We start from the raw sequence: 18,422 nt of genomic DNA, 5'->3' as shown, positions 1-18,422 counted from the left end.
CGGGACCCGGGGGTCTGCGGTACTCCGGCCGCCCGGCTGCGGCCCCCCCCCGCGGCGGCCCCGGCACCCGGCCTCCGCCCGGGGGGGCACCCCGCCCTCGGCGCCCCCGCCCCCGGCCCGTTTCCTCACTGTGCGGCCTGCTCGACCACTTCCACCTCGTAGGGCCGGTAGCGCTCGCGGATCGCCTCCGCGGCCGTACCGGCCTGCGGGGTGCCGACCACGATCCCGCTGCCGTCGATCCGCCCGACCACGTCGCCGATCCGCACCCCGCGCTCCTGCCAGTAGCGGGTGTCCCGCACGACGGCCGTCACGGCGTGCGAGAGGTCGGCCTGCGACCAGCGGGCGTCGCGCAGCACGATCACCTGCCCGTCGGGGAGCGGCCAGTGCGCCAGCCGCTCGTCCAGGCCGCTGCCGGGCACTCGGAACACCACGATCCTGCCGTGCCCGCGGTCCACGCAGACCCCGGCGACGTCGAACCGGAACTCCCGCAGGGCGAGCCGCCACACCTCGTCCGCCGCACGGTCCGGCCGGTCGTCGCCCACCGGGGCGGCGCTCCCGGCCGGGCCGCCGCCGGCGGTGAGGTCGGCCAGGCAGGTCCGGTCGGGCAGTTCCGTCACGGGCAGTTCCGTCGCGGACGGCACGGGGGCCGGTGCGGCCGGCCCCGTCCGGTCCGGTGTGCTGCCGCCGCCGAGCAGCGGCACCAGGCCGACCAGCAGCACCGCGGCGGCGGTGGCGGCCTGCGCCCCGCGCCTGCGGCGCAGTCGGCGCCTGCCCTGCCGGCGCACCTCGGCCAGGGGTACCGCGCCGTCCGCGGCCGCCGCGTCGGCGGCCGCCGCCAGCCGCCCCGCCAGCATGCGTCCGAATCCGTCGCCGGCCCCGTCGTCCGGCATCTCCCACAGGTCGTCAGCCACGTCCGCTCACCTCCCGCTCGGGCGCGAGATCGCGCCGGAGCGTGGTCATCGCCCGTCCGAGATGTGTCTTCGCCGTCGCGAGCGTGCAGCCCATCTCCTCGGCCACCGCGGAGACCGGCAGATCGGCCCAGTAGCGGAGCACGACCGCGGCGCGCTGCCGCGGCGGGAGGGCGCGCAGGGCCGCGGCCAGCTGCTCGTCCCCTGCCGGGGCCTGTGGCCCGGCGACGTCCGGCAGACGGTCGGTGAGGACCTCCCGCCTGGTGCGCCGCCAACGGGAGATGTGCGTGCGCACCATGGTGCGGCGCACGTAGGCCTCGGTCGCCGACTCCTCGCGGATCGACCGGCGCCGGACGTACACCCGGGCCAGTGCGTCGTGCAGCAGGTCCCGGGCGTCGTGGAGGTCGCCGGTGATCAGGAACGCCGCGCGGAGCAGCGCCTGGTACCGCGCTCCGACGAAGGCGTCGAACGGGTCACCCTTCATCGTCATGCCCACCTGACGCACCGGGCGGCCGGAACGGACGACATGCCGGGGAGGAAATTCCGGCGGGCCGGACATGCGAGGGGCCGACCCCGGCGGGATCGGCCCTGCGGTGTGCGGCGCGGACGGCGCGTCAGTCCGTCGCGACCCGGTCGGCGCGCTTGCGGCGCAGCCAGGTCGCCGCGCCGCCGGCGACCACGACCATGCCGCCGGCCACCGCGTACAGGCCGGCCGATCCGCCGACCGTGCCGCTGACCGGCGGCACCATCTGTGCGGCGGCGGGCTCGGGGGAGGTGGCCGGACCCGCCGTCGAGTCGGCGGCCTCCGCTGCCGGGGCGCCGACCGCGGTCGCGGCCAGGCAGAACGCCGCACCGCCGACCATCCATGCCACCCGGTGGGACCGAATCACGTTCCTTACCCCCAGATCGAACCCCTCAACCCCTTCGTACGGGACAGACCGTATCCGATGGAACCTGCCGATCTGACCGTGATTCAGCTTCCAGCGGCCAAGCGTTGCACGACCGTTGTGTACTGCGCCGAATCCTCACGAACGGTCCCGGCGTTCCGGGCAGGGGGGTGGCCGGTCAGGAGTTGTAGGTGCCCTGCGCCCGCTCCAGCCCCTCGGAGATGAGCGCCTCGACCGCGTCCGCCGAGCGGTCCACGAACCAGTCCAGGTCCTTGCGTTCGGCGGAGGAGAAGTCCTTCAGCACGAAGTCGGCGACCTCCATCCGGCCGGGCGGGCGGCCGATGCCGCAGCGGATCCGGTGGTAGTCGGGGCCGAGCGACTTGGTGATGGACTTGAGGCCGTTGTGACCGTTGTCGCCGCCGCCGCACTTCAGCCGCAGGGCCGAGTAGTCGATGTCGAGCTCGTCGTGGATCGCCACGATCGCCGCGTTGGGGACCTTGTAGAAGTCGCGCAGGGCCGTGGTGGGGCCGCCGGAGAGGTTCATGAAGGTCATCGGCTTGGCCAGCACCACGCGGCGCCCGGCGAGCCGGCCCTCGGCGACCTGGGCGCGGCTCTTGTGCGCCTTGAACTTCGCGCCGATCCGCTCGGCGAGCAGGTCCACCACCATGAAGCCGATGTTGTGCCGGTTGCGGGCGTAGCCGTCCCCGGGGTTGCCGAGCCCGACCACCAGCCAGGGGCCCGTGTACTCGTCCGCCACCGCGCTCATCACCGATCTCCGCTCGCCCGAATCCTGACGCATCCATTATCCGCAGCGCCCGGGCCGCGGGCCGCGGCAGGGGCACCGGTGGCCGGGTCGGCGTACCGTCGGACGCGAACCACGACCGCCGCGAGCCGAAGGACCGCCCGTGACCGCACCCCCCGCCGCCGTACTGGCCGACGAGCTCACCGCGGCCCTGGAGGACTCCGTGGTGCCCGGCCGGGCCGGGCAGGAGAAGGCGTACCTGAAGAGTTCGCTGGACCACCTCGGGGTGCCGGTGCCGGGGATGCGCGCCGCGGTGCGGGGCCTGCTCCGCCGGTACCCGGGGCTGGACCGGGCCGCAGTGCTGGCGCTGGCGGAGGAGCTGTGGGCGCGGCCGCTGCACGAGACGCGCAGCTGCGCGGGGTTCCTGCTGGAGGCGCGGGCACAACTGCTGGTGCCTGCCGACACGGCGCTGCTGGAGCGGATGCTGGAGGAGTGCGACACCTGGGCGCACTGCGACGTGATCGCGCCGAAGGCGGCCGGTCCGCTGCTGCTGCGGTACCCGGAGACGGCGGCGGTGCTGCTGCGCTGGAGTTGCCGGGAGGAGCTGTGGGTGCGCCGGGGCGGGGTGCTGGGCTATCTGCCCGCCGTCCGGTCGCCGGAGCAATTCCCGCGCCGTTTCGGTGACTTCGGGCGGCTGGCGGACCCTCTGCTGGACGACCCGCGGTTCTTCGTGCGCAAGGCGCTCGGCTGGGTGCTGCGGGAGGGTGCGAAGCACAGCCCGGAGGAGGTCTGCGGGTGGCTGGCCGGGCGGCTGCCGCGGGTGTCCGGGCTGACGCTGCGGGAGGCGCTGCGGCCGGTGCCGCAGGAACTCCGGCTGCGGCTGCTGGCACCGCACAGCTGAGGGAACGCCGCTGCCCCGGCGGCCCCTCGCAGGAGGGGCTGCCGGGGCAGCGGTCGGGGAGATCCGGGGATCAGGCCTCGACGGCCTCGCCCTCGGCGGCCTCCTCCTCGGTGACCTCGGGGGCCTGGGCGCCGATGACCTGCAGCACGACGGCGTCGGCCTCGACGGCCAGGGTCGCGCCCTTCGGCAGGGCGATGTCGCCGGCGGTGATGGAGGCGCCGGCCTCCAGGCCCTCGACGGAGACGGTGACCGACTCGGGCAGGTGGGTGGCCTCGGCCTCGATCGGGAGGGCGTTCAGCACGTTCTCGATCAGGTTGCCGCCGGGGGCCAGCTCGCCCTCGGTGTGGACCGGGATCTCGACGGTGACCTTCTCGCCGCGCTTCACCAGGAGCAGGTCGACGTGCTCGATGCTGCGCTTGATGGCCTCGCGCTGGACGGCCTTCGGCAGCACGTACTCGTCCTTGCCGTCGATCGGCACGACCAGCAGGGCGTTCGGGGTCTTGAGGGCCATCATCAGGTCGTGGCCGGGCAGGTTCAGGTGGACCGGGGCGTGGCCGTGGCCGTAGACGACACCGGGGACGAAGCCGGCGCGGCGGGCGCGGCGGGCGGCACCCTTGCCGAACTCGGTGCGGGTCTCGGCGGCAAGGCGGATCTCGGACACGACTGCACTCCTCGTTGAGAAAGACTGGCGCGGGTGCAGGAACGACAAAACCGCCGGGCCACACCCTCAAGTTCCTTGGGGGTCGCTCGGCGGCGGACGACTACTGGAAGCAGCGCGTCGATCACGGTTGCGGCACCCGTACGGGCACACGGCATCCCTCGCCGAGCAGTCCCACGAGTCTAACCGCTGCCCGCGTCAACCGTGAAATCGGCCCCCTCACGCGTCGCGTGCGGGGGCCGACCGGCCGTGCGGGTGTCAGTGCACGCCCTCGAAGAGGCTGGTCACCGAACCGTCCTCGAAGACCTCCTTGATCGCGGCGGCGATCGAGGGGGCGATGGAGAGGGTGGTCACCTTGTCCAGCTGCAGCTGCTGCGGGGTGGGCAGGGTGTTGGTGAAGACGAACTCGCTGACGCGGGAGTTCTTCAGGCGGTCCGCGGCGGGGCCGGAGAGGACGCCGTGGGTGGCCGCGACGATCACGTCGGCCGCGCCGTTGTCGTAGAGCGCGTCGGCGGCGGCGCAGATGGTGCCGGCGGTGTCGATCATGTCGTCGACCAGGACGCAGACCCGGCCCTTGACGTCGCCGACGACCTCGGCGGACAGGATGGTGTTGGCCTGCGTCATGTCGCGGCGCTTGTGGATGATCGCCAGCGGGGCGTCCAGGCGGTCGCACCACTGGTCGGCGACCTTCACGCGGCCGGCGTCCGGGGAGACGATGGTGAGCTTGGAGCGGTCGACCCGCTCGCCCACGTAGTCGGCCAGCATCGGCAGCGCGAACAGGTGGTCGACCGGGCCGTCGAAGAAGCCCTGGATCTGCGCGGTGTGCAGGTCCACGGCCATCAGGCGGTCGGCACCGGCCTGGCGGAGCAGGTCGGCGATCAGGCGGGCCGAGATGGGCTCGCGGCCGAGGTGCTTCTTGTCCTGCCGGGCGTAGCCGTAGAACGGCAGGATCGCCGTGATGCTGCGGGCCGAGGCCCGCTTCAGCGCGTCGATCATGATGAGCTGTTCCATGATCCACTGGTTGATCGGAGCCGTGTGGCTCTGGATCACGAAGCAGTCCGCGCCGCGGGCCGACTCCAGGAAGCGGACGTAGATCTCACCGTTCGCGAAGTCCAGGGCCTTGGTGGGAACCAGTTCGGTCTCGAGCTCCCGGGCCACCTCCTCCGCCAGCTCGGGGTGGGCACGGCCGGAGAAGAGCCTGAGCTTCTTCTCACCCGACGTCGTGATCCCGCTCACTGCACCGTCTCCTCGCGTTGCTGCCGCACATGGACCCGCCACGGCGCACCCGGGCAGCAGCGCTCGGGACGTCGGTCGGCGGGGGATTTGGGGTACGCCGAGACGCGGACGGTCAGCCCAGTGGCGCACGTATGTACTCCAGGTTACGCGGTGCGCCGTCGACCGTCCGCCCCGGGATCACATCCCAAGATCCCCTGCAGGGGGCTCAGGCCTCGGGAGTCTCCGCGGCCTCGGCAGCCGCAGCGGCCCGGGCGGCCGCCGTGCCGGGGCGCTTGCGGGCCACCCAGCCGGCGATGTTGCGCTGCTGCGCACGGGCGACGCCGAGCGAACCGGCGGGCACGTCCTGGTAGATGACCGAGCCCGCGGCGGTGTAGGCGCCGTCACCCACGGTCACCGGAGCGATGAACATGTTGTCCGAGCCGGTGCGGCAGTGCGCCCCGATGACGGTGCGGTGCTTGTTCACGCCGTCGTAGTTGACCGTGACGGACGCCGCACCGATGTTGCTGCCCTCGCCGACGGTGGCGTCGCCGATGTACGAGAGGTGGGGCACCTTGGCGCCCTCGCCGATCTCGGAGTTCTTGATCTCGACGTAGGTGCCGGCCTTGGCCTTGCGGGCGAGCTTCGCGCCCGGGCGCAGGTAGGCGTACGGGCCCACCGAGGCGGACTCGCCGACCTCGGCCTCGATCACCGTGGCGTTGCTCACAGTGGCGCCGGCGCCGATGGTGCTGTCGGTGACGGTGGAGTTCGGGCCCACGGTGCAGCCCTCGCCCAGGTGCGTGGTGCCCTGCAGCTGGGTGCCGGGCAGGACGACCGCGTCGGGCTCGTAGGTGACCTGGACGTCCAGCCAGGTGGTGGCGGGGTCGACCACGGTGACGCCGGCCCGCATGGCGCGCTCCAGCAGCCGGTCGTTGAGCATCCGGCGGGCCTCGGCCAGCTGCACCCGGTCGTTGATGCCGAGGATGTCGCGGAAGTCGTCGGCGACCACGGCGCCGACCCGGTGGCCCGCGGTGCGCAGGATCTCCAGGGTGTCGGTGAGGTACTCCTCGCCCTGCACGTTGTCGGTGGTGAGCAGGCCGAGGGCCTCGGCGAGCAGCTTGGCGTCGAACGCGAACACCCCGGAGTTGATCTCGGAGACGGCGCGCTGCTCGGCGGTGGCGTCCTTGTGCTCGACGATCGCGGCGACCGCGCCGTGGTCGTCGCGCAGGATGCGGCCGTAGCCGTCGGCGTCCGGGACGACGGCGGTCAGCACGGTCACGCCGTTGCCCTGCTCGGTGTGGGCGTCGGCGAGGGCGCGCAGGGTGGCACCGGTCAGCAGCGGGGCGTCGCCGGTGGTGACGAGCACGGTGCCGTCGAGGGCGGTGCCGTCCGCGGTGAGCGCCTCCAGGGCGGTGCGCACGGCGTGGCCGGTGCCGTTCTGCTGCTCCTGGACGGCGGTGCGCACGCCCTCGTAGTGCGCGTCCAGGTGCGCGGTGACGAGCTCGCGCAGGTGGCCGACCACGACGACGAGGTGCTCGGGCGCCAACTCCTGTGCGGCGGCGACGGCGTGGCCGACGAGCGACCGGCCGCAGATCTCGTGCAGCACCTTCGGGAGCCGGTTGGACTTCATCCGGGTGCCTCCGCCTGCGGCGAGCACGACGACGGCGGCGGTCTTGTTGGCGGTCACGCGGGAGTCTCCTCGGTTGTTCTGAGGGAGGGTCGGGCGCGCCTGCCGGACGGCCGGGGCAGTGTGCTGAGCTCCCGGAGGAGGATTCGAACCCCCATAAGCTGGACCAAAACCAGCTGTCCTGCCCTTAGACGATCCGGGACGGATGCCGTGCACGGGTGACGCGCCGACGGACGTCGGCGGGCAATGCAGGGCTAAGAGTACGGGCTGCGCCGCTCCGCATCCACCACCCTCGGGAGTCCGCAGGTGCGACACGTCTTCCCATCGGATGCCCGGGAACCTACGATGCCGTAGGTTACGGATACGTAGGTACCGCTCCCTCCCGAGGACGCCTCATGACCATGCAGGCCGGTGCAGCAGCACCTCCCGTCGCGGCCGGCAAGGCCCCCGCCCAGGTCTCCGCCACCCTCGGAGGGGAGAAACAGGGGCTGGCCGAGCGGATCACCCTGGGCCTGTTCATCGGCGTCCCGTTCCTGGCCCTGGTGGCGGCCGCGCCGGTCGCCTGGGGCTGGGGCCTCGGCTGGGTGGACGTGACGATCGCGACCGTCATGTACTTCGTGACCTGCCACGGCATCACGGTCGGCTACCACCGCTACTTCACCCACGGCTCGTTCAAGGCCAACCGGCCGCTGCACCTGGCGCTGGCCGTGGCCGGCAGCCTCGCCGTGGAGGGGCCGCTGGTGCGCTGGGTGGCCGACCACCGCAAGCACCACCGGTTCAGCGACAAGGAGGGCGACCCGCACTCCCCCTGGCGCTACGGCGAGAGCCTCCCCGCGCTGATGAAGGGCCTGTTCTGGGCCCACATGGGCTGGCTCTTCGACGAGGAGCAGACCCCGCAGCACAAGTACGCGCCGGACCTGGTCGCCGACCCGGCCATAAGGCGGATCTCCCGGCTGTTCTGGCTCTGGACGACCCTGTCGCTGCTGATCCCCCCGCTGGTCGGCGGCCTCGTGACCATGTCCTGGGCGGGCGCGCTGTCCGCCTTCTTCTGGGGCTCGCTGGTCCGGATCGCCCTGCTCCACCACGTGACCTGGTCGATCAACTCGATCTGCCACGCGATCGGCGAGCGGCCCTTCAAGTCCCGCGACCGGTCCGGCAACGTCTGGTGGCTCGCGGTGCTGTCCTGCGGCGAGTCCTGGCACAACCTGCACCACGCCGACCCCACCAGCGCCCGCCACGGCGTGCTGCGCGGGCAGGTCGACTCCTCGGCCCGGGTGATCCGCTGGTTCGAGCGGGCGGGCTGGGCGACCGACGTCCGCTGGCCGCGGGCCGAGCGGATCGACGCCCGCCGCGCCGTATGACCCGCCCGCTGCAGCATGATGTAGGGGTGAACGGGAGCAACGCAGACACCGCGGACGGCCATCAGCACGCACCGGGCGGGGACGGCGGCGCGGCGGGCCGTGCCCGCTCCACCCCCGCGGCGCGCGGCGGCCGTCCGGGCGGCCGGGTGCGGATGACCGGCAAGCAGCGCCGCGAGCAGCTGCTGGACATCGGCCGGTCGGTCTTCGCGGAGCGCGGCTACGACGGCACCTCGGTCGAGGAGATCGCCGAGCGTGCGGGCGTCTCCAAGCCGGTGGTGTACGAGCACTTCGGCGGCAAGGAGGGGCTGTACGCGGTCGTCGTCGACCGCGAGATGCAGCTGCTCCTGGACATGGTGACCGGGGCGCTGACCGGCGGGCACTCGCGGGAGCTGCTGGAGCAGGCCGCGTTCGCGCTCATGGACTACATCGACACCTCCACGGACGGGTTCAAGATCCTCGTCCGGGACTCGCCGGTCGCGCAGTCGACCGGCAGCTTCGCCTCGCTGATCAGCGACATCGCCACCCAGGTCGAGGACATCCTGGGCCTGGAGTTCAAGTCGCGGGGCTTCGACCCCCGGCTGGCGCCGATGTACTCGCAGATGCTGGTGGGCATGGTCGCACTCACCGGCCAGTGGTGGCTGGAGGTGCGCAAGCCGCAGAAGGCCGAGGTCGCCGCCCATCTGGTGAACCTGGCGTGGCACGGCCTGGAGGGGCTGGAGCGGCATCCGAAGCTGGTGGGCGAACGACGGGCGTGACAGCACCGAGGTGGTCGCGTGGTGGTCTTCATTCTGGCGGTGGGCGCAGCCTGCTTCCTGGGCCTGGGCTTCGTGCTCCAGCAGCACGCGGCCCAGCGGGCGCCCAAGAGCGACCTGCTGCACTGGCGGCTGCTGCTCGACCTGGCGCGGATGCCGGACTGGCTGCTGGGCCTCGGATTCATGATCACCGGCCTGGTGCTCAGCGCGCTCGCGCTGAGCCAGGGCGAGGTGGCACTGGTGGAGCCGCTGCTGGCGACCAACCTGGTGTTCGCGATGCTGCTCGCCCGGACGCTGACCGGGACACGGCTGGGCCGCTCCGGCTGGACCGGGGTGGCCCTCATCGCGTTGGGGGTGACCGCGTTCATCGTGGCGGGCCGCCCCGAAGGCGGCGGCGCGGAGGCCGGGCCACTGCGGTTCTGGCTGGTGGTGGGGATCGTCGCCGGGCTGGCGCTGCTGCTGGTCCTCGTCGCCAAGCACATGCCGCTGTTCGAGGAGGCGACCCTGCTGGCGCTCGCCGCGGGCCTGCTCTACGGGCTGCAGGACGCCCTCACCCGGATGACCACGGAACGCCTCGACGACGAGGGCCTGCACGCGGTGGTGCGCAGCTGGCAGCCGTACGCCGTGGTGGTGATCGGCGTGGTGGGGCTGCTGCTGGTGCAGTCGGCGTTCGAGGCCGCGCCGCTGCGGATGTCGCTGCCGGCGCTGACCGCGGCCCAGCCGCTGACCGGGATCGCCTGCGCGGTCGGGTTCCTCGGCGACCAGCTGCGGGTGACGCCGGCCGCCGTGGCCTGGCAGGTGGTCGGCCTGCTGTCGGTGGTGGCCGGCGTCGTCCTGCTCGGGCGGCACCCGGCCATGCCGGGCCACCACCACTTCCACAAGTGACGGGGTGAACCCCTTGTGGATCACCCCCCGGGGGTGCACCTCGGCTAGCGGCGCCGGGCGACGGCGAAGATGCGGCGGAACGGGAAGACGGTGCCCTGTTCCCCGGCCGGGTAGGCCTCGCGCAGGAGGGCGCCGTACTCGGCGAGGAACTCCGCCCGGTCGGCGGGGTCGGCGAGCCGGGCGAGGACGGGCCGCAGTGCGGTGCCCTTGACCCACTCCAGGACCGGGTCGGGTCCGGTGAGCAGGGTGAGGTAGGTGGTCTCCCAGACGTCGGCGGTGCAGTCGGCGCCGAGCAGGGTGTGCAGGTAGTCGGCGGGGTCGTGGACGCCGGCCCGGCTCGCTCCGGTGCCGAGGGCCTCGCGCCAGCGGGGGCTGCTGCGGAGGTCGGCGAGCAGGGTGTGGCTGGGGGCGTCGAAGTTGCCGGGGACCTGGAGGGCGAGCACGCCGCCGGGCTTGAGGGCGGCGGCCCAGCGGGCCACCAGGGGCAGGTGGTCGGGGCGGCCGGCGCCGTCGGGGTTGAGCCACTGCAGGGTGGCGTTGGAGACGATCGCGTCGGGGGCCGCGTCGGAAGGGTCCCAGGTGCGGGCGTCGGCGAGCAGGTAGGCGGCGCGGGGTTCGCCGGTGGTGCGGGCGGTGTCGAGCATCTCGGCGGAGTCGTCGATGCCGGTGAGGTGGGCGTCGGGCCAGCGCTCGCGGAGCACGGCGGTGGAGTTGCCGGGGCCGCAGCCGATGTCGAGGACGACGGGGGCGGCGGGCAGGGCGGGCATCCGGGCGACGAGTTCGTGCAGCGGTCGGGTGCGCTCGTCGGCGAAGCGGAGGTACTGCGCGGGGTCCCAGGGGGTGGCGGACACGACTGCTCCCAAGTATCTCGATATCAAGATATCCAATCGAGAGACTGCGCGCGAAAACTCTCGATGTCAAGAGACTTCACATCGACACATCCCCCGATACACTGATCGCCATGGAGGACGAGGTCGACCGCCTGGTCGCAGCATGGCGCCGCGAGCGCCCCGACCTCGACGTGGAACCGCTCGAGGTGCTCAGCCGGGTCAGCCGACTCGCCCGGCACCTGGACCGCGCCCGCCGCGCGGCCTTCGCCGAGCACGGCCTCGAACCCTGGGAGTTCGACGTGCTGACGGCGCTCCGGCGGGCCGGCACCCCCTACCAGCTCTCCCCCGGGCAACTGCTCACCCAGACCCTGGTCACCTCCGGCACCATGACCAACCGGATCGACCGGCTCACCGGCAAGGGCCTCGTCCGCCGCCTGCCCGACCCGGACGACCGCCGCGGCGTCCTCGTCCGGCTCACCGACGACGGCCGCGACAAGGCCGACCAGGCGCTCGCGGGCCTGCTCGCCCACGAGCGCGAACTCCTCGCCCAGCTCAGCTCCGACCAGCAGGGCGAGCTCGCCGCGCTGCTGCGCCGCCTGGTCGCCCCCTTCGACCAGGCCGGCTGAGGCCCGGGGCCCTCAGAAGCCGTCCGGGTACGGGGTGGCCAGCGCCGCCACCGGGACGGCCTCCGGCGTCCGGTAGCCCGGCAGCAGCTCCGCCAGGCGCCCGCGCACCTCGGCGTCCGCGTTGCCCCTGGCGGCCGCGTACAGCGCCGTCAGGCCGCCCGCCAGGTCCTCCGGGCCGCCGTCCCCGGCCACCGTCGCGAAGATCCGGCCGTGCTCGGTCGGCAGCCGCTCCTCGCCCTCGGAGAACAGCGCCTCGTTGAGCTTCTCCCCCGCCCGCAGACCGGTGTAGCGGATCTCCACGTCCTCCGCGCCCAGCTGCACCTGCCGGGCGAAGTTGTGCACCAGGTCGACGATCCGCACCGGCTCGCCCATGTCGAGCACGAAGACCTCGCCGCCCTCGGCCATCCGCCCGGCCTCCAGCACCAGGCCGACCGCCTCCTCGATGGTCATGAAGAACCGGGTGACGTCCGGGTGGGTGATGGTCACCGGGCCGCCGCTGCGCAGCTGCTCCTCCAGCACCGACAGCAGCGAGCCGCGCGAGCCCAGTACGTTGCCGAACCGGACGGCCGAGAACACCCCGGTGCCCAGGTTCCGGGCGTCCCTGGCGTTCGCCCGCACGATCAGCTCCGCGAGCCGCTTGCTCGCCCCCAGCACCGAGGTCGGGTCCGCCGCCTTGTCCGTGGAGATCAGCACGAACCGCTCCACGCCGGTCGCCAGTGCGGCCTCCACCAGGTGGTCGGTGCCCAGCACGTTCGACTTCACCGCCTCGCTGGGGTGCCGCTCCAGCAGCGGGAGGTGCTTGTGCGCCGCCGCGTGGAAGACCACCTCGGGCCGCAGGTCGCGGAAGATCTGCTGGATCCGCGGCCGGTCCCGGATGTCGGCGATCACCAGCGAGTCGTCGGTGAGCAGCGCCTCGCCCCAGATCTCCAGCTGGAGGCGGTGCAGATTCGATTCGTCGTGGTCCAGCATGTACAGCTCGGACGGGCCGAAGGCGTGCACCTGGCGGCACAGCTCGCTGCCTATCGACCCGCCCGCACCGGTGACCAGCACCCTGCGGCCCTCGATCACCGCCCGGACGTCGGGCGAGACCACGTGCACCTCGTGACGGCCGATCAGCTTGTTGACGTCCAGACTGCGCATGTCCGAGCCGACCACCTCGCGGCGCAGCGCGGACAGGAAGGACGGCAGGTAGCGGACGGCGACCCCCGCCGCCGCGGCGGCCGTCGCCAGCGCCCGCACCTGCTGGTGCGGCAGCCCCGGGATCGCCAGCACCACCACCTGCGCGCGGTGGGTCACCGCCAGGGGGGTGAGCTCGGCCAGCGGGCCCAGCACCGGCACCCCCTCGACGGACAGGCCGGCCTTGACCGGGTCGTCGTCCAGCACACCCACCGGGGCGAGGCCGAACTCCGGTGTCCTGAGCAGGTCCCGGACGAGCGCCGACCCCGCGGCGCCGCCGCCGATCACCAGGGTGCGCAGGCCGGGCGGGCCGGCCGAGGGCTCCGGGACGGAGCCGGACTGTGCATCGGGACGGGCGGCAATGCTGTTCGGCGACATCTGTCCTCCGGTCTCCCTGACCTGACGGAGTCGGTACCTGGGTGTGGCGTCGGGCCGTTCCCCCCTGCCCGGTGCGGGCACGGAGAGAGCGGTCAGCCGGCGCCCGGGCCTGCGTTCGAGGCGACGGTCGGCGGATGCGGTGGCGGCAGCGGGGCGGGCGGCGGCAGCGGCTCGGACGGGGTGATCCCGGCCCGGCGGGCGACCGCGACGGCGGCGAGGGTGGAGTGCACCCCCAGCTTGCCGAGGACGTTCTGCATGTGGGTGCGGACGGTGTGCGGCGACAGGTAGAGCCGTTCGGCGGTGGCCTGCCGGCCCAGACCGGCGACCATGCAACGCAGCACCTCCTCCTCCCGCGGGGTGAGGGTGCCGACCAGCCGCTCGCTCTCCGTCCTGTCCCGCCGCGCGCTCGTCAACTCCCGCACCACACCGGTCAGCAGGGCCGGCGGCAGATGCGTCTCGTCGCGCAGCACGCCGCGGACGACGGCCAGCAGCCGCCCCAGCGAACTCTCCTTGGCGACCCAGCCGGACGCGCCGGCCTGCAGCGCGCGGACGGCACGGCCCGGATCGTCGTGCGCCGCCAGCACCACCGCGCGCAGCTCGGGATGGGTGCGGCAGATCCGGGCGACCAGCGCGATGCCGTCACCGGACGGCAGGCCGGGCACCGACTCGCGGCGCGGCAAGGGCACCACGGCGGAAGGGAGTTGGCCCCGCACGCGGGGCCCGGACCGGACGGCGGACGGGGTCAGGTCGGCATCCACCAGGGCGATGTGGTACGGACGGCCTTCGGCGGCGGCCCGCTCGAGGGCGCGTTCCGCGGCGGCCGGGCTGCCAGCCGCACCGACCTCGATCTCGGGTTCGGCGGCGAGCGCCGTGGCCAGCGCCTCGGCGAAGATCCGGTGGTCGTCGACCACCAGGACGCGCGTACGCCCCATCGTCCGTCCCCCCTGTTCGGCGCCGACCCCCACCGGTACCGGACTCAGCGTACGGGAGGGGCGCATGAAGGGTGGGGGATTGGTGAAGTTTCTTCATCCCCTGGTGATTTGACCTTCGCGCAGCAACCACGACCGCGGGGGAGGCCGAGCTCACAGGGGCAACCGCAGGGGGCGCGGGGAAGCGCGCGGACCGAAGGACGGTGCCGTACCTTCCGGTTCGCGCGGTTCCCCGTGCCCCCTGCGGGGTGCCGGTCAGCCGATCCGGCGGGCGCCGGCGGCGGGGACGGCGGTGAAGGTGCGGGGAGCGGCGTAGCCGGCGTCGGCGAAGGCGGTGGTGACGGCGGCGGCGACGGTGTCCAGGGTGTCGGCGGTGACCAGGGCGATGACGGAGCCGCCGAAGCCGCCACCGGTCATCCGGGCGCCGAGGGCGCCGGCCGCGACGGCCGCCTCGACGGCGAGGTCGGTCTCCGGGCAGGAGACCCGGTAGTCGTCGCGGAGCGAGGCGTGCCCGGCGGTGAGGATCGGCCCCAGCGCCGCGAGGTCGCCGGCGTCCAGCAGCGCGACGGCCTGCTCGACGCGGGCGTTCTCGGTGACCACGTGCCGTACCGGCGGGCGGAGTTCGGCGGGCAGCCGGTCGAGGGCGGCGTCCAGGCCGGCCGGGGCGAGGTCCCGCAGAGCGGGCAGCCCCAGCAGCGCGGCGGCCCGCTCGCAGCCGGCCCGCAGTTCGGCGTAGGCGCCGTCGGCGAGGTCGTGCTTGACCCGGGTGTCGACCACCAGGAGCCGCAGGCCGGCCCCGGCGAGGTCCAACGGGACCTGCCGCTGGGCGAGGCCGCGGGTGTCGAGGAAGAGGGCGTTGCCCTCGGTGCAGCAGACCGAGGCCATCTGGTCCATGATCCCGCAGGGCACGCCGACGAACTCGTTCTCGGCGCGCTGGGCGAGCCCGGCGAGGGCCGGGCCGTCGAGGCCGAGCCCGTGCAGGTCGCTGTAGGCGGCGGCCACCACGCACTCGATGGCGGCGGAGGAGGAGAGGCCGGCTCCGGTGGGCACGTCGCTGTCGATGTGCACGTCGGCGCCGCCGACCTCGTGCCCGGCCGCGCGCAGCGTCCACACCACGGCGGCCGGGTACTTGGCCCAGCCCTCCACGCTTCCGGGGGCGAGGTCGGCGACCGACAGTTCCACCGGTCCGCCGTCGGTCTGTGCGCTGTGCAGCCGCAGCAGGCCGTCGGTGCGGAGCCGGACGGTGGCCCGGGCGGCCTGCGGCAGGGCCACGGGCAGCACGAAGCCGTCGTTGTAGTCGGTGTGTTCGCCGATCAGGTTGACCCGGCCGGGCGCCGCCCAGACCCCTGCCGGGGCGGCGCCGTCGTGGACGGACTGGGAATCTGTCATCAGGCTCGCTTCTCCAGGGTGAAGGCCCAGGCGTCGGCGACGATGTCGTCGAGTTCGGGGCGGCGGGGGCGCCAGCCGAGCGCCTCGTGGGCGCGCTCGGCGGAGGCGACCAGGACGGCGGGGTCGCCGGGGCGGCGCTCGGCGGTGACGACGGGGATCTCGCGGCCGGTCACGCGCTTGACGGACTCGATGACCTCGCGGACGGAGAAGCCGTTGCCGTTGCCGAGGTTGCAGATCAGGTGCTCGCCGGGCTTGGCGGCGTCGAGGGCGAGCAGGTGGGCCTCGGCGAGGTCCGCGACGTGGATGTAGTCGCGGATGCAGGTGCCGTCCGGGGTCGGGTAGTCGTCGCCGAAGACGGAGATGTGCGGGCGCTGGCCGAGGGCGGCCTGGAACACCAGCGGGATGAGGTGCGACTCGGGGTCGTGGCGCTCGCCGTAGGCGCCGTACGCGCCGGCGACGTTGAAGTAGCGCAGCGACACCGCGGCCAGGCCGTGGGCGGCCGCCTCACTGGTGATCAGGTGGTCGACGGCGAGCTTGGTGGCGCCGTAGGTGTTGGTCGGCGAGGTGCGCGCGGTCTCCGCGATCGGGACGACCTCGGGCTCGCCGTACACGGCGGCGGTGGAGGAGAAGACGAGCTTGCGCACGCCGGCCTTGCGCATCGCCGAGACGAGCTCCAGGGAGCCGGCGACGTTGTTGCGCCAGTACTTCTCGGGGTCGGCGACGGACTCGCCGACCTGCGAGGAGGCGGCGAAGTGCAGGACGCCGTCGAAGGAGCCGTCGAGCACGTCGGAGGCGTCCTGGACGCGGCCGCGGACGAACTCGGCACCGGCGGGGACGCCCTCGGCGAAGCCGGTGGACAGGTCGTCGAGCACGGTGACCTGGTGGCCCGCCTCCAGCAGGTGGGCGGCGACCACGCTTCCGACGTAGCCGGCGCCACCCGTGACCAGGTACTTACTCATGATGCGACCTCCCGCAGGCGCTGTGCCGCCGCCTCGGGCGACACATCGTTGACGAACGCGTCCATGCCGGATTCCACACCGGCCAGGAACTTGAGCTTGCCTACCGTACGACGAATCGTGAACAGCTCCAGGTGCAGTGCCAGCTCGTCTCCTCCGAGAGCGGGCGCCTGGTGCCATGCGGCGATGTACGGCGTCGGTGCGGCGTGCTCATTGTGCCCGGGCTCGATGAACAACCGGTCGAAGCGGCGCAGGAGTTCCAGGTAGAGCCGGGGGAACTCGTCGCGTTCGGCCTCGGTGAGGCGGGTCAGGTCGGGCACCCGCCGGTTCGGGTAGAGGTGGACCTCGTACGGCCAGCGGGCGGCGAACGGCACGAAGGCCGTCCAGTGCTCGCCGGCCAGCACCACTCGGGCGGGGTCGGCCCGTTCGGCGGCGAGCAGGTCCTCGAAGAGGTTGCGTCCGGTGCGTTCGCGGTGCCGGCCGGCCTGCTCGATCGCGCGGGCGGTGCGCGGGGTGACGAACGGGAAGGCGTAGATCTGCCCGTGCGGGTGGGCCAGGGTCACGCCGATCTCGGCGCCGCGGTTCTCGAAGCAGTACACCTGCCGGACGCCGGGCAGTGCGGACAGCTCGGCCGTGCGGTCCGTCCAGGCGTCCAGGACCAGGCGGGCCTGCGGCTCGCTCAGGTCGGCGAAGGACAGCCCGTGGTCGGAGGTGAAGCAGACCACCTCGCAGCGGCCGGTGCCGGGCCCGGAGCCGGCGACCGGGTGGTCGTGCCCGGTGACGCGGGCGGCGGCGTCGGCGGCCAGCGACGGGAAGCGGTTCTCGAAGACCGCGACCTGGTACTCGGCGGCCGGGATCTCGCTGAGCCTGCCGTCCCGGGACGGGCAGAGCGGGCACTCGTCGGCCGGCGGGTGGTAGGTGCGGCCCTGCCGGTGGGCGGCGACGGTCACCCAGTCCCCGGTGACCGGGTCCCGGCGGATCTCGGACAGGCTCGCGGTGGGCTCCAGCGGGCGCAGGTCGGTGGAGTCCCTGAGGGCGGCGTCGTCCCCGTCGAAGTAGAGGAGCTCGCGGCCGTCCGCGAGTTTGGTGGTGGTCTTCTTCACGGTGAACTGCTCCGATCTCCTCGCTCTCGAACATAATCAAACATCGCCAACCACAAGTCAACAGACGGGATCGTGAGGAAACACCGGGTCGGGCAGGCGGGCCGAACGGAACGGTCAGGCCGAACGGCCGACCCGGTCCAGCAGACCGGTCCGGGCGGCCACCGCCGCCGCCTCCAGCCGGGAGCGGGCGCCCAGCTTCACCAGGACGCGCTGCACATGGGTCCGGGCGGTGCTGGAGGCGATCCCCATGCCGGCCGCGATGGCCGCGGTGTCCTCGCCTTCCGCGATCCGGGCCAGCACCTGCGCCTCCCGCCGGGTCAGCAGCCGCAGCAGCCGCACCGCGTCGTCGTCCGGCTCCGTGGCCGGCCGCAGCAGCGCCTCGAAGGCCCCCTGCAGCACCTCGGCCGCCACCGCGGCCTCCCCGGCCCGCACCCGGGCGATCGCCCGCTCGACCACGTCGATCCGCTCGTCGCTGCGCACGTAGCCGGCCGCACCGGCTGCGAAGGCGGCGGCGACCCGACCCGGGTCGCCGACCGGCCCGAGCACCACGACGGCCAGCTCCGGGCGCTCCGCACGCAGCCGGCGCAGCGGGGCGAAGACGTCCTCCCCCTCGGCGCCACCGGCGACCCCGAGCAGGCAGACCTCCGGCCGCCGCCCGGCGACCAGCGTCGCGGCGGCAGCGGCGGGCGCCCCCACGCCGAGCACCCGGTGGCCGCGCAGCTGCAGCGCGGCGGCCAGCGCCTCGGCCAGCAGGCGGTGGTCGTCGACGATCACGAGCCGAACGCCCACGGCGCCCTCCCAGTCCCCCGTGCCGGCCACCGGGGTCCTCCGCACCCGGCCCGGCGCTTGACGCACCATCACAGCGCATACCCGCCCGGTCCGCCAGGCCGCAGGCCCGGGGGAAACGCAGAAGGCCCCCGCCTTGCGGCGGGGGCCTTCGAACTCCGGAGCCCCCATGCGGAATCGAACCGCAGACCTTCTCCTTACCATGGAGACGCTCTACCGACTGAGCTATAGGGGCCTGTTCCTCGGGCGCTTGCTGCTCCCTTCGAACGAGGAAGACATTACAGGGTCGTCGACCGGAAAGCGAAATCGATCGACC

General features: G+C 73.5%; 19 protein-coding genes and 2 tRNA genes. 5 read left to right on the top strand and 16 right to left on the bottom strand.

What is annotated here, in order from left to right; translation table 11 throughout:
• Window positions 1–125: 125 nt before the first annotated feature.
• The 4 genes from AB0M03_RS36995 to pth all read right to left on the bottom strand — a co-directional run bounded on the left by AB0M03_RS36995 (window position 126) and on the right by pth (window position 2,561).
• Window positions 126–911 carry a hypothetical protein gene (locus AB0M03_RS36995; RefSeq protein WP_363500284.1) on the bottom strand — a complete coding sequence of 262 codons (786 nt, stop codon included), beginning with the start codon at window positions 909–911 and terminating at the stop codon, window positions 126–128.
• Window positions 904–1,398 (bottom strand): SigE family RNA polymerase sigma factor, encoded by a 495-nt coding sequence (locus tag AB0M03_RS36990; RefSeq protein WP_363500281.1) that lies wholly within the window; start codon window positions 1,396–1,398, stop codon window positions 904–906. The genes AB0M03_RS36995 and AB0M03_RS36990 overlap by 8 nt, the downstream gene beginning before the upstream one ends.
• A 124-nt stretch (window positions 1,399–1,522) precedes the next feature.
• Window positions 1,523–1,780, bottom strand: a complete 258-nt coding sequence (locus AB0M03_RS36985) for a hypothetical protein (RefSeq protein WP_363500279.1) — start codon at window positions 1,778–1,780, stop codon at window positions 1,523–1,525.
• Between the two features lie 193 nt (window positions 1,781–1,973).
• Window positions 1,974–2,561, bottom strand: coding sequence for an aminoacyl-tRNA hydrolase (pth, locus tag AB0M03_RS36980; RefSeq protein ID WP_363500290.1), 588 nt, complete (start codon window positions 2,559–2,561; stop codon window positions 1,974–1,976).
• 139 nt (window positions 2,562–2,700) lie between these two features.
• On the opposite strand from pth, the gene AB0M03_RS36975 reads away from it, so the two are divergent.
• A complete protein-coding gene (locus AB0M03_RS36975) occupies window positions 2,701–3,438 on the top strand; it encodes a DNA alkylation repair protein (protein WP_363500276.1) in 738 nt (245 codons plus the stop codon).
• A 70-nt stretch (window positions 3,439–3,508) separates the two neighbouring features.
• Here the strand turns inward: AB0M03_RS36975 and AB0M03_RS36970 are convergent, their stop codons facing one another.
• The 4 genes from AB0M03_RS36970 to AB0M03_RS36955 all read right to left on the bottom strand — a co-directional run bounded on the left by AB0M03_RS36970 (window position 3,509) and on the right by AB0M03_RS36955 (window position 7,137).
• Entirely contained in the window at window positions 3,509–4,099 is a 591-nt protein-coding gene (locus AB0M03_RS36970; RefSeq protein ID WP_363500273.1) for a 50S ribosomal protein L25/general stress protein Ctc, read from the bottom strand.
• 255 nt (window positions 4,100–4,354) lie between these two features.
• On the bottom strand, window positions 4,355–5,332 hold the full coding sequence (locus AB0M03_RS36965; RefSeq protein WP_363500270.1) for a ribose-phosphate diphosphokinase: 978 nt from the start codon (window positions 5,330–5,332) through the stop codon (window positions 4,355–4,357).
• A gap of 205 nt (window positions 5,333–5,537) precedes the next feature.
• The gene (glmU, locus tag AB0M03_RS36960; RefSeq protein ID WP_363500267.1) at window positions 5,538–6,995 is read right to left on the bottom strand and encodes a bifunctional UDP-N-acetylglucosamine diphosphorylase/glucosamine-1-phosphate N-acetyltransferase GlmU; all 1,458 of its coding nucleotides are present in this window, start codon (window positions 6,993–6,995) and stop codon (window positions 5,538–5,540) included.
• 71 nt (window positions 6,996–7,066) lie between these two features.
• A tRNA-Gln gene (locus tag AB0M03_RS36955) sits at window positions 7,067–7,137 on the bottom strand.
• Between the two features lie 199 nt (window positions 7,138–7,336).
• On the opposite strand from AB0M03_RS36955, the gene AB0M03_RS36950 reads away from it, so the two are divergent.
• Genes AB0M03_RS36950 through AB0M03_RS36940 form a run of 3 tightly spaced genes read left to right on the top strand, consistent with a single transcriptional unit; the run spans window position 7,337 to window position 9,933 of the window.
• Window positions 7,337–8,296 (top strand): fatty acid desaturase, encoded by a 960-nt coding sequence (locus AB0M03_RS36950; RefSeq protein WP_363500287.1) that lies wholly within the window; start codon window positions 7,337–7,339, stop codon window positions 8,294–8,296.
• A gap of 26 nt (window positions 8,297–8,322) precedes the next feature.
• Window positions 8,323–9,051, top strand: a complete 729-nt coding sequence (locus AB0M03_RS36945) for a TetR/AcrR family transcriptional regulator (RefSeq protein ID WP_363500264.1) — start codon at window positions 8,323–8,325, stop codon at window positions 9,049–9,051.
• 18 nt (window positions 9,052–9,069) lie between these two features.
• The gene (locus AB0M03_RS36940) at window positions 9,070–9,933 is read left to right on the top strand and encodes a DMT family transporter (RefSeq protein WP_363500261.1); all 864 of its coding nucleotides are present in this window, start codon (window positions 9,070–9,072) and stop codon (window positions 9,931–9,933) included.
• A gap of 44 nt (window positions 9,934–9,977) precedes the next feature.
• Here AB0M03_RS36940 and AB0M03_RS36935 read toward each other — a convergent pair whose 3' ends face one another.
• Window positions 9,978–10,784: a methyltransferase domain-containing protein gene (locus AB0M03_RS36935; RefSeq protein WP_363500258.1), complete on the bottom strand. Its 807-nt coding sequence runs from the start codon at window positions 10,782–10,784 to the stop codon at window positions 9,978–9,980.
• Window positions 10,785–10,894: 110 nt separating this feature from the next.
• Here AB0M03_RS36935 and AB0M03_RS36930 point away from each other — a divergent pair, with 110 nt between their 5' ends.
• Window positions 10,895–11,389: a MarR family transcriptional regulator gene (locus AB0M03_RS36930; protein WP_363500255.1), complete on the top strand. Its 495-nt coding sequence runs from the start codon at window positions 10,895–10,897 to the stop codon at window positions 11,387–11,389.
• A gap of 12 nt (window positions 11,390–11,401) precedes the next feature.
• Here AB0M03_RS36930 and AB0M03_RS36925 read toward each other — a convergent pair whose 3' ends face one another.
• From AB0M03_RS36925 to AB0M03_RS36895, 7 genes are all read right to left on the bottom strand, one after another.
• Window positions 11,402–12,943 carry a nucleoside-diphosphate sugar epimerase/dehydratase gene (locus AB0M03_RS36925; protein ID WP_363500252.1) on the bottom strand — a complete coding sequence of 514 codons (1,542 nt, stop codon included), beginning with the start codon at window positions 12,941–12,943 and terminating at the stop codon, window positions 11,402–11,404.
• 92 nt (window positions 12,944–13,035) lie between these two features.
• Window positions 13,036–13,875 carry a LuxR C-terminal-related transcriptional regulator gene (locus AB0M03_RS36920; protein WP_363500249.1) on the bottom strand — a complete coding sequence of 280 codons (840 nt, stop codon included), beginning with the start codon at window positions 13,873–13,875 and terminating at the stop codon, window positions 13,036–13,038.
• A 252-nt stretch (window positions 13,876–14,127) separates the two neighbouring features.
• Entirely contained in the window at window positions 14,128–15,261 is a 1,134-nt protein-coding gene (galK, locus tag AB0M03_RS36915) for a galactokinase (protein ID WP_363500246.1), read from the bottom strand.
• Complete coding sequence (gene galE / locus AB0M03_RS36910) at window positions 15,261–16,220, bottom strand: UDP-glucose 4-epimerase GalE (RefSeq protein WP_363500243.1); 960 nt, start codon at window positions 16,218–16,220, stop codon at window positions 15,261–15,263. The genes galK and galE overlap by 1 nt, the downstream gene beginning before the upstream one ends.
• Window positions 16,217–17,320, bottom strand: a complete 1,104-nt coding sequence (galT, locus tag AB0M03_RS36905) for a galactose-1-phosphate uridylyltransferase (protein WP_363500240.1) — start codon at window positions 17,318–17,320, stop codon at window positions 16,217–16,219. The genes galE and galT overlap by 4 nt, the downstream gene beginning before the upstream one ends.
• Before the next feature lie 114 nt (window positions 17,321–17,434).
• Window positions 17,435–18,109 (bottom strand): LuxR C-terminal-related transcriptional regulator, encoded by a 675-nt coding sequence (locus AB0M03_RS36900; RefSeq protein WP_363500237.1) that lies wholly within the window; start codon window positions 18,107–18,109, stop codon window positions 17,435–17,437.
• Window positions 18,110–18,268: 159 nt separating this feature from the next.
• Window positions 18,269–18,341, bottom strand: a tRNA-Thr gene (locus AB0M03_RS36895).
• Window positions 18,342–18,422 lie beyond the last annotated feature (81 nt).

Origin of the sequence: Kitasatospora sp. NPDC051914, assembly GCF_040680995.1 — a bacterium.
Classification (GTDB): domain Bacteria; phylum Actinomycetota; class Actinomycetes; order Streptomycetales; family Streptomycetaceae; genus Kitasatospora.
Note: the sequence above shows the minus strand (reverse complement) of the source record. Positions and strands in the feature narration are given on the sequence as shown.

What these genes read in the sequence shown, in the direction of transcription:
- AB0M03_RS36920 (WP_363500249.1), bottom strand. Translation starts at nt 13,875, where the DNA reads ATGGGGCGTACGCGCGTCCTGGTGGTCGACGACCACCGGATCTTCGCC.
- AB0M03_RS36950 (WP_363500287.1), top strand. Translation starts at nt 7,337, where the DNA reads ATGCAGGCCGGTGCAGCAGCACCTCCCGTCGCGGCCGGCAAGGCCCCC.
- AB0M03_RS36925 (WP_363500252.1), bottom strand. Translation starts at nt 12,943, where the DNA reads ATGTCGCCGAACAGCATTGCCGCCCGTCCCGATGCACAGTCCGGCTCC.
- pth (WP_363500290.1), bottom strand. Translation starts at nt 2,561, where the DNA reads ATGAGCGCGGTGGCGGACGAGTACACGGGCCCCTGGCTGGTGGTCGGG.
- galE (WP_363500243.1), bottom strand. Translation starts at nt 16,220, where the DNA reads ATGAGTAAGTACCTGGTCACGGGTGGCGCCGGCTACGTCGGAAGCGTG.
- AB0M03_RS36930 (WP_363500255.1), top strand. Translation starts at nt 10,895, where the DNA reads ATGGAGGACGAGGTCGACCGCCTGGTCGCAGCATGGCGCCGCGAGCGC.
- galK (WP_363500246.1), bottom strand. Translation starts at nt 15,261, where the DNA reads ATGACAGATTCCCAGTCCGTCCACGACGGCGCCGCCCCGGCAGGGGTC.
- AB0M03_RS36990 (WP_363500281.1), bottom strand. Translation starts at nt 1,398, where the DNA reads ATGACGATGAAGGGTGACCCGTTCGACGCCTTCGTCGGAGCGCGGTAC.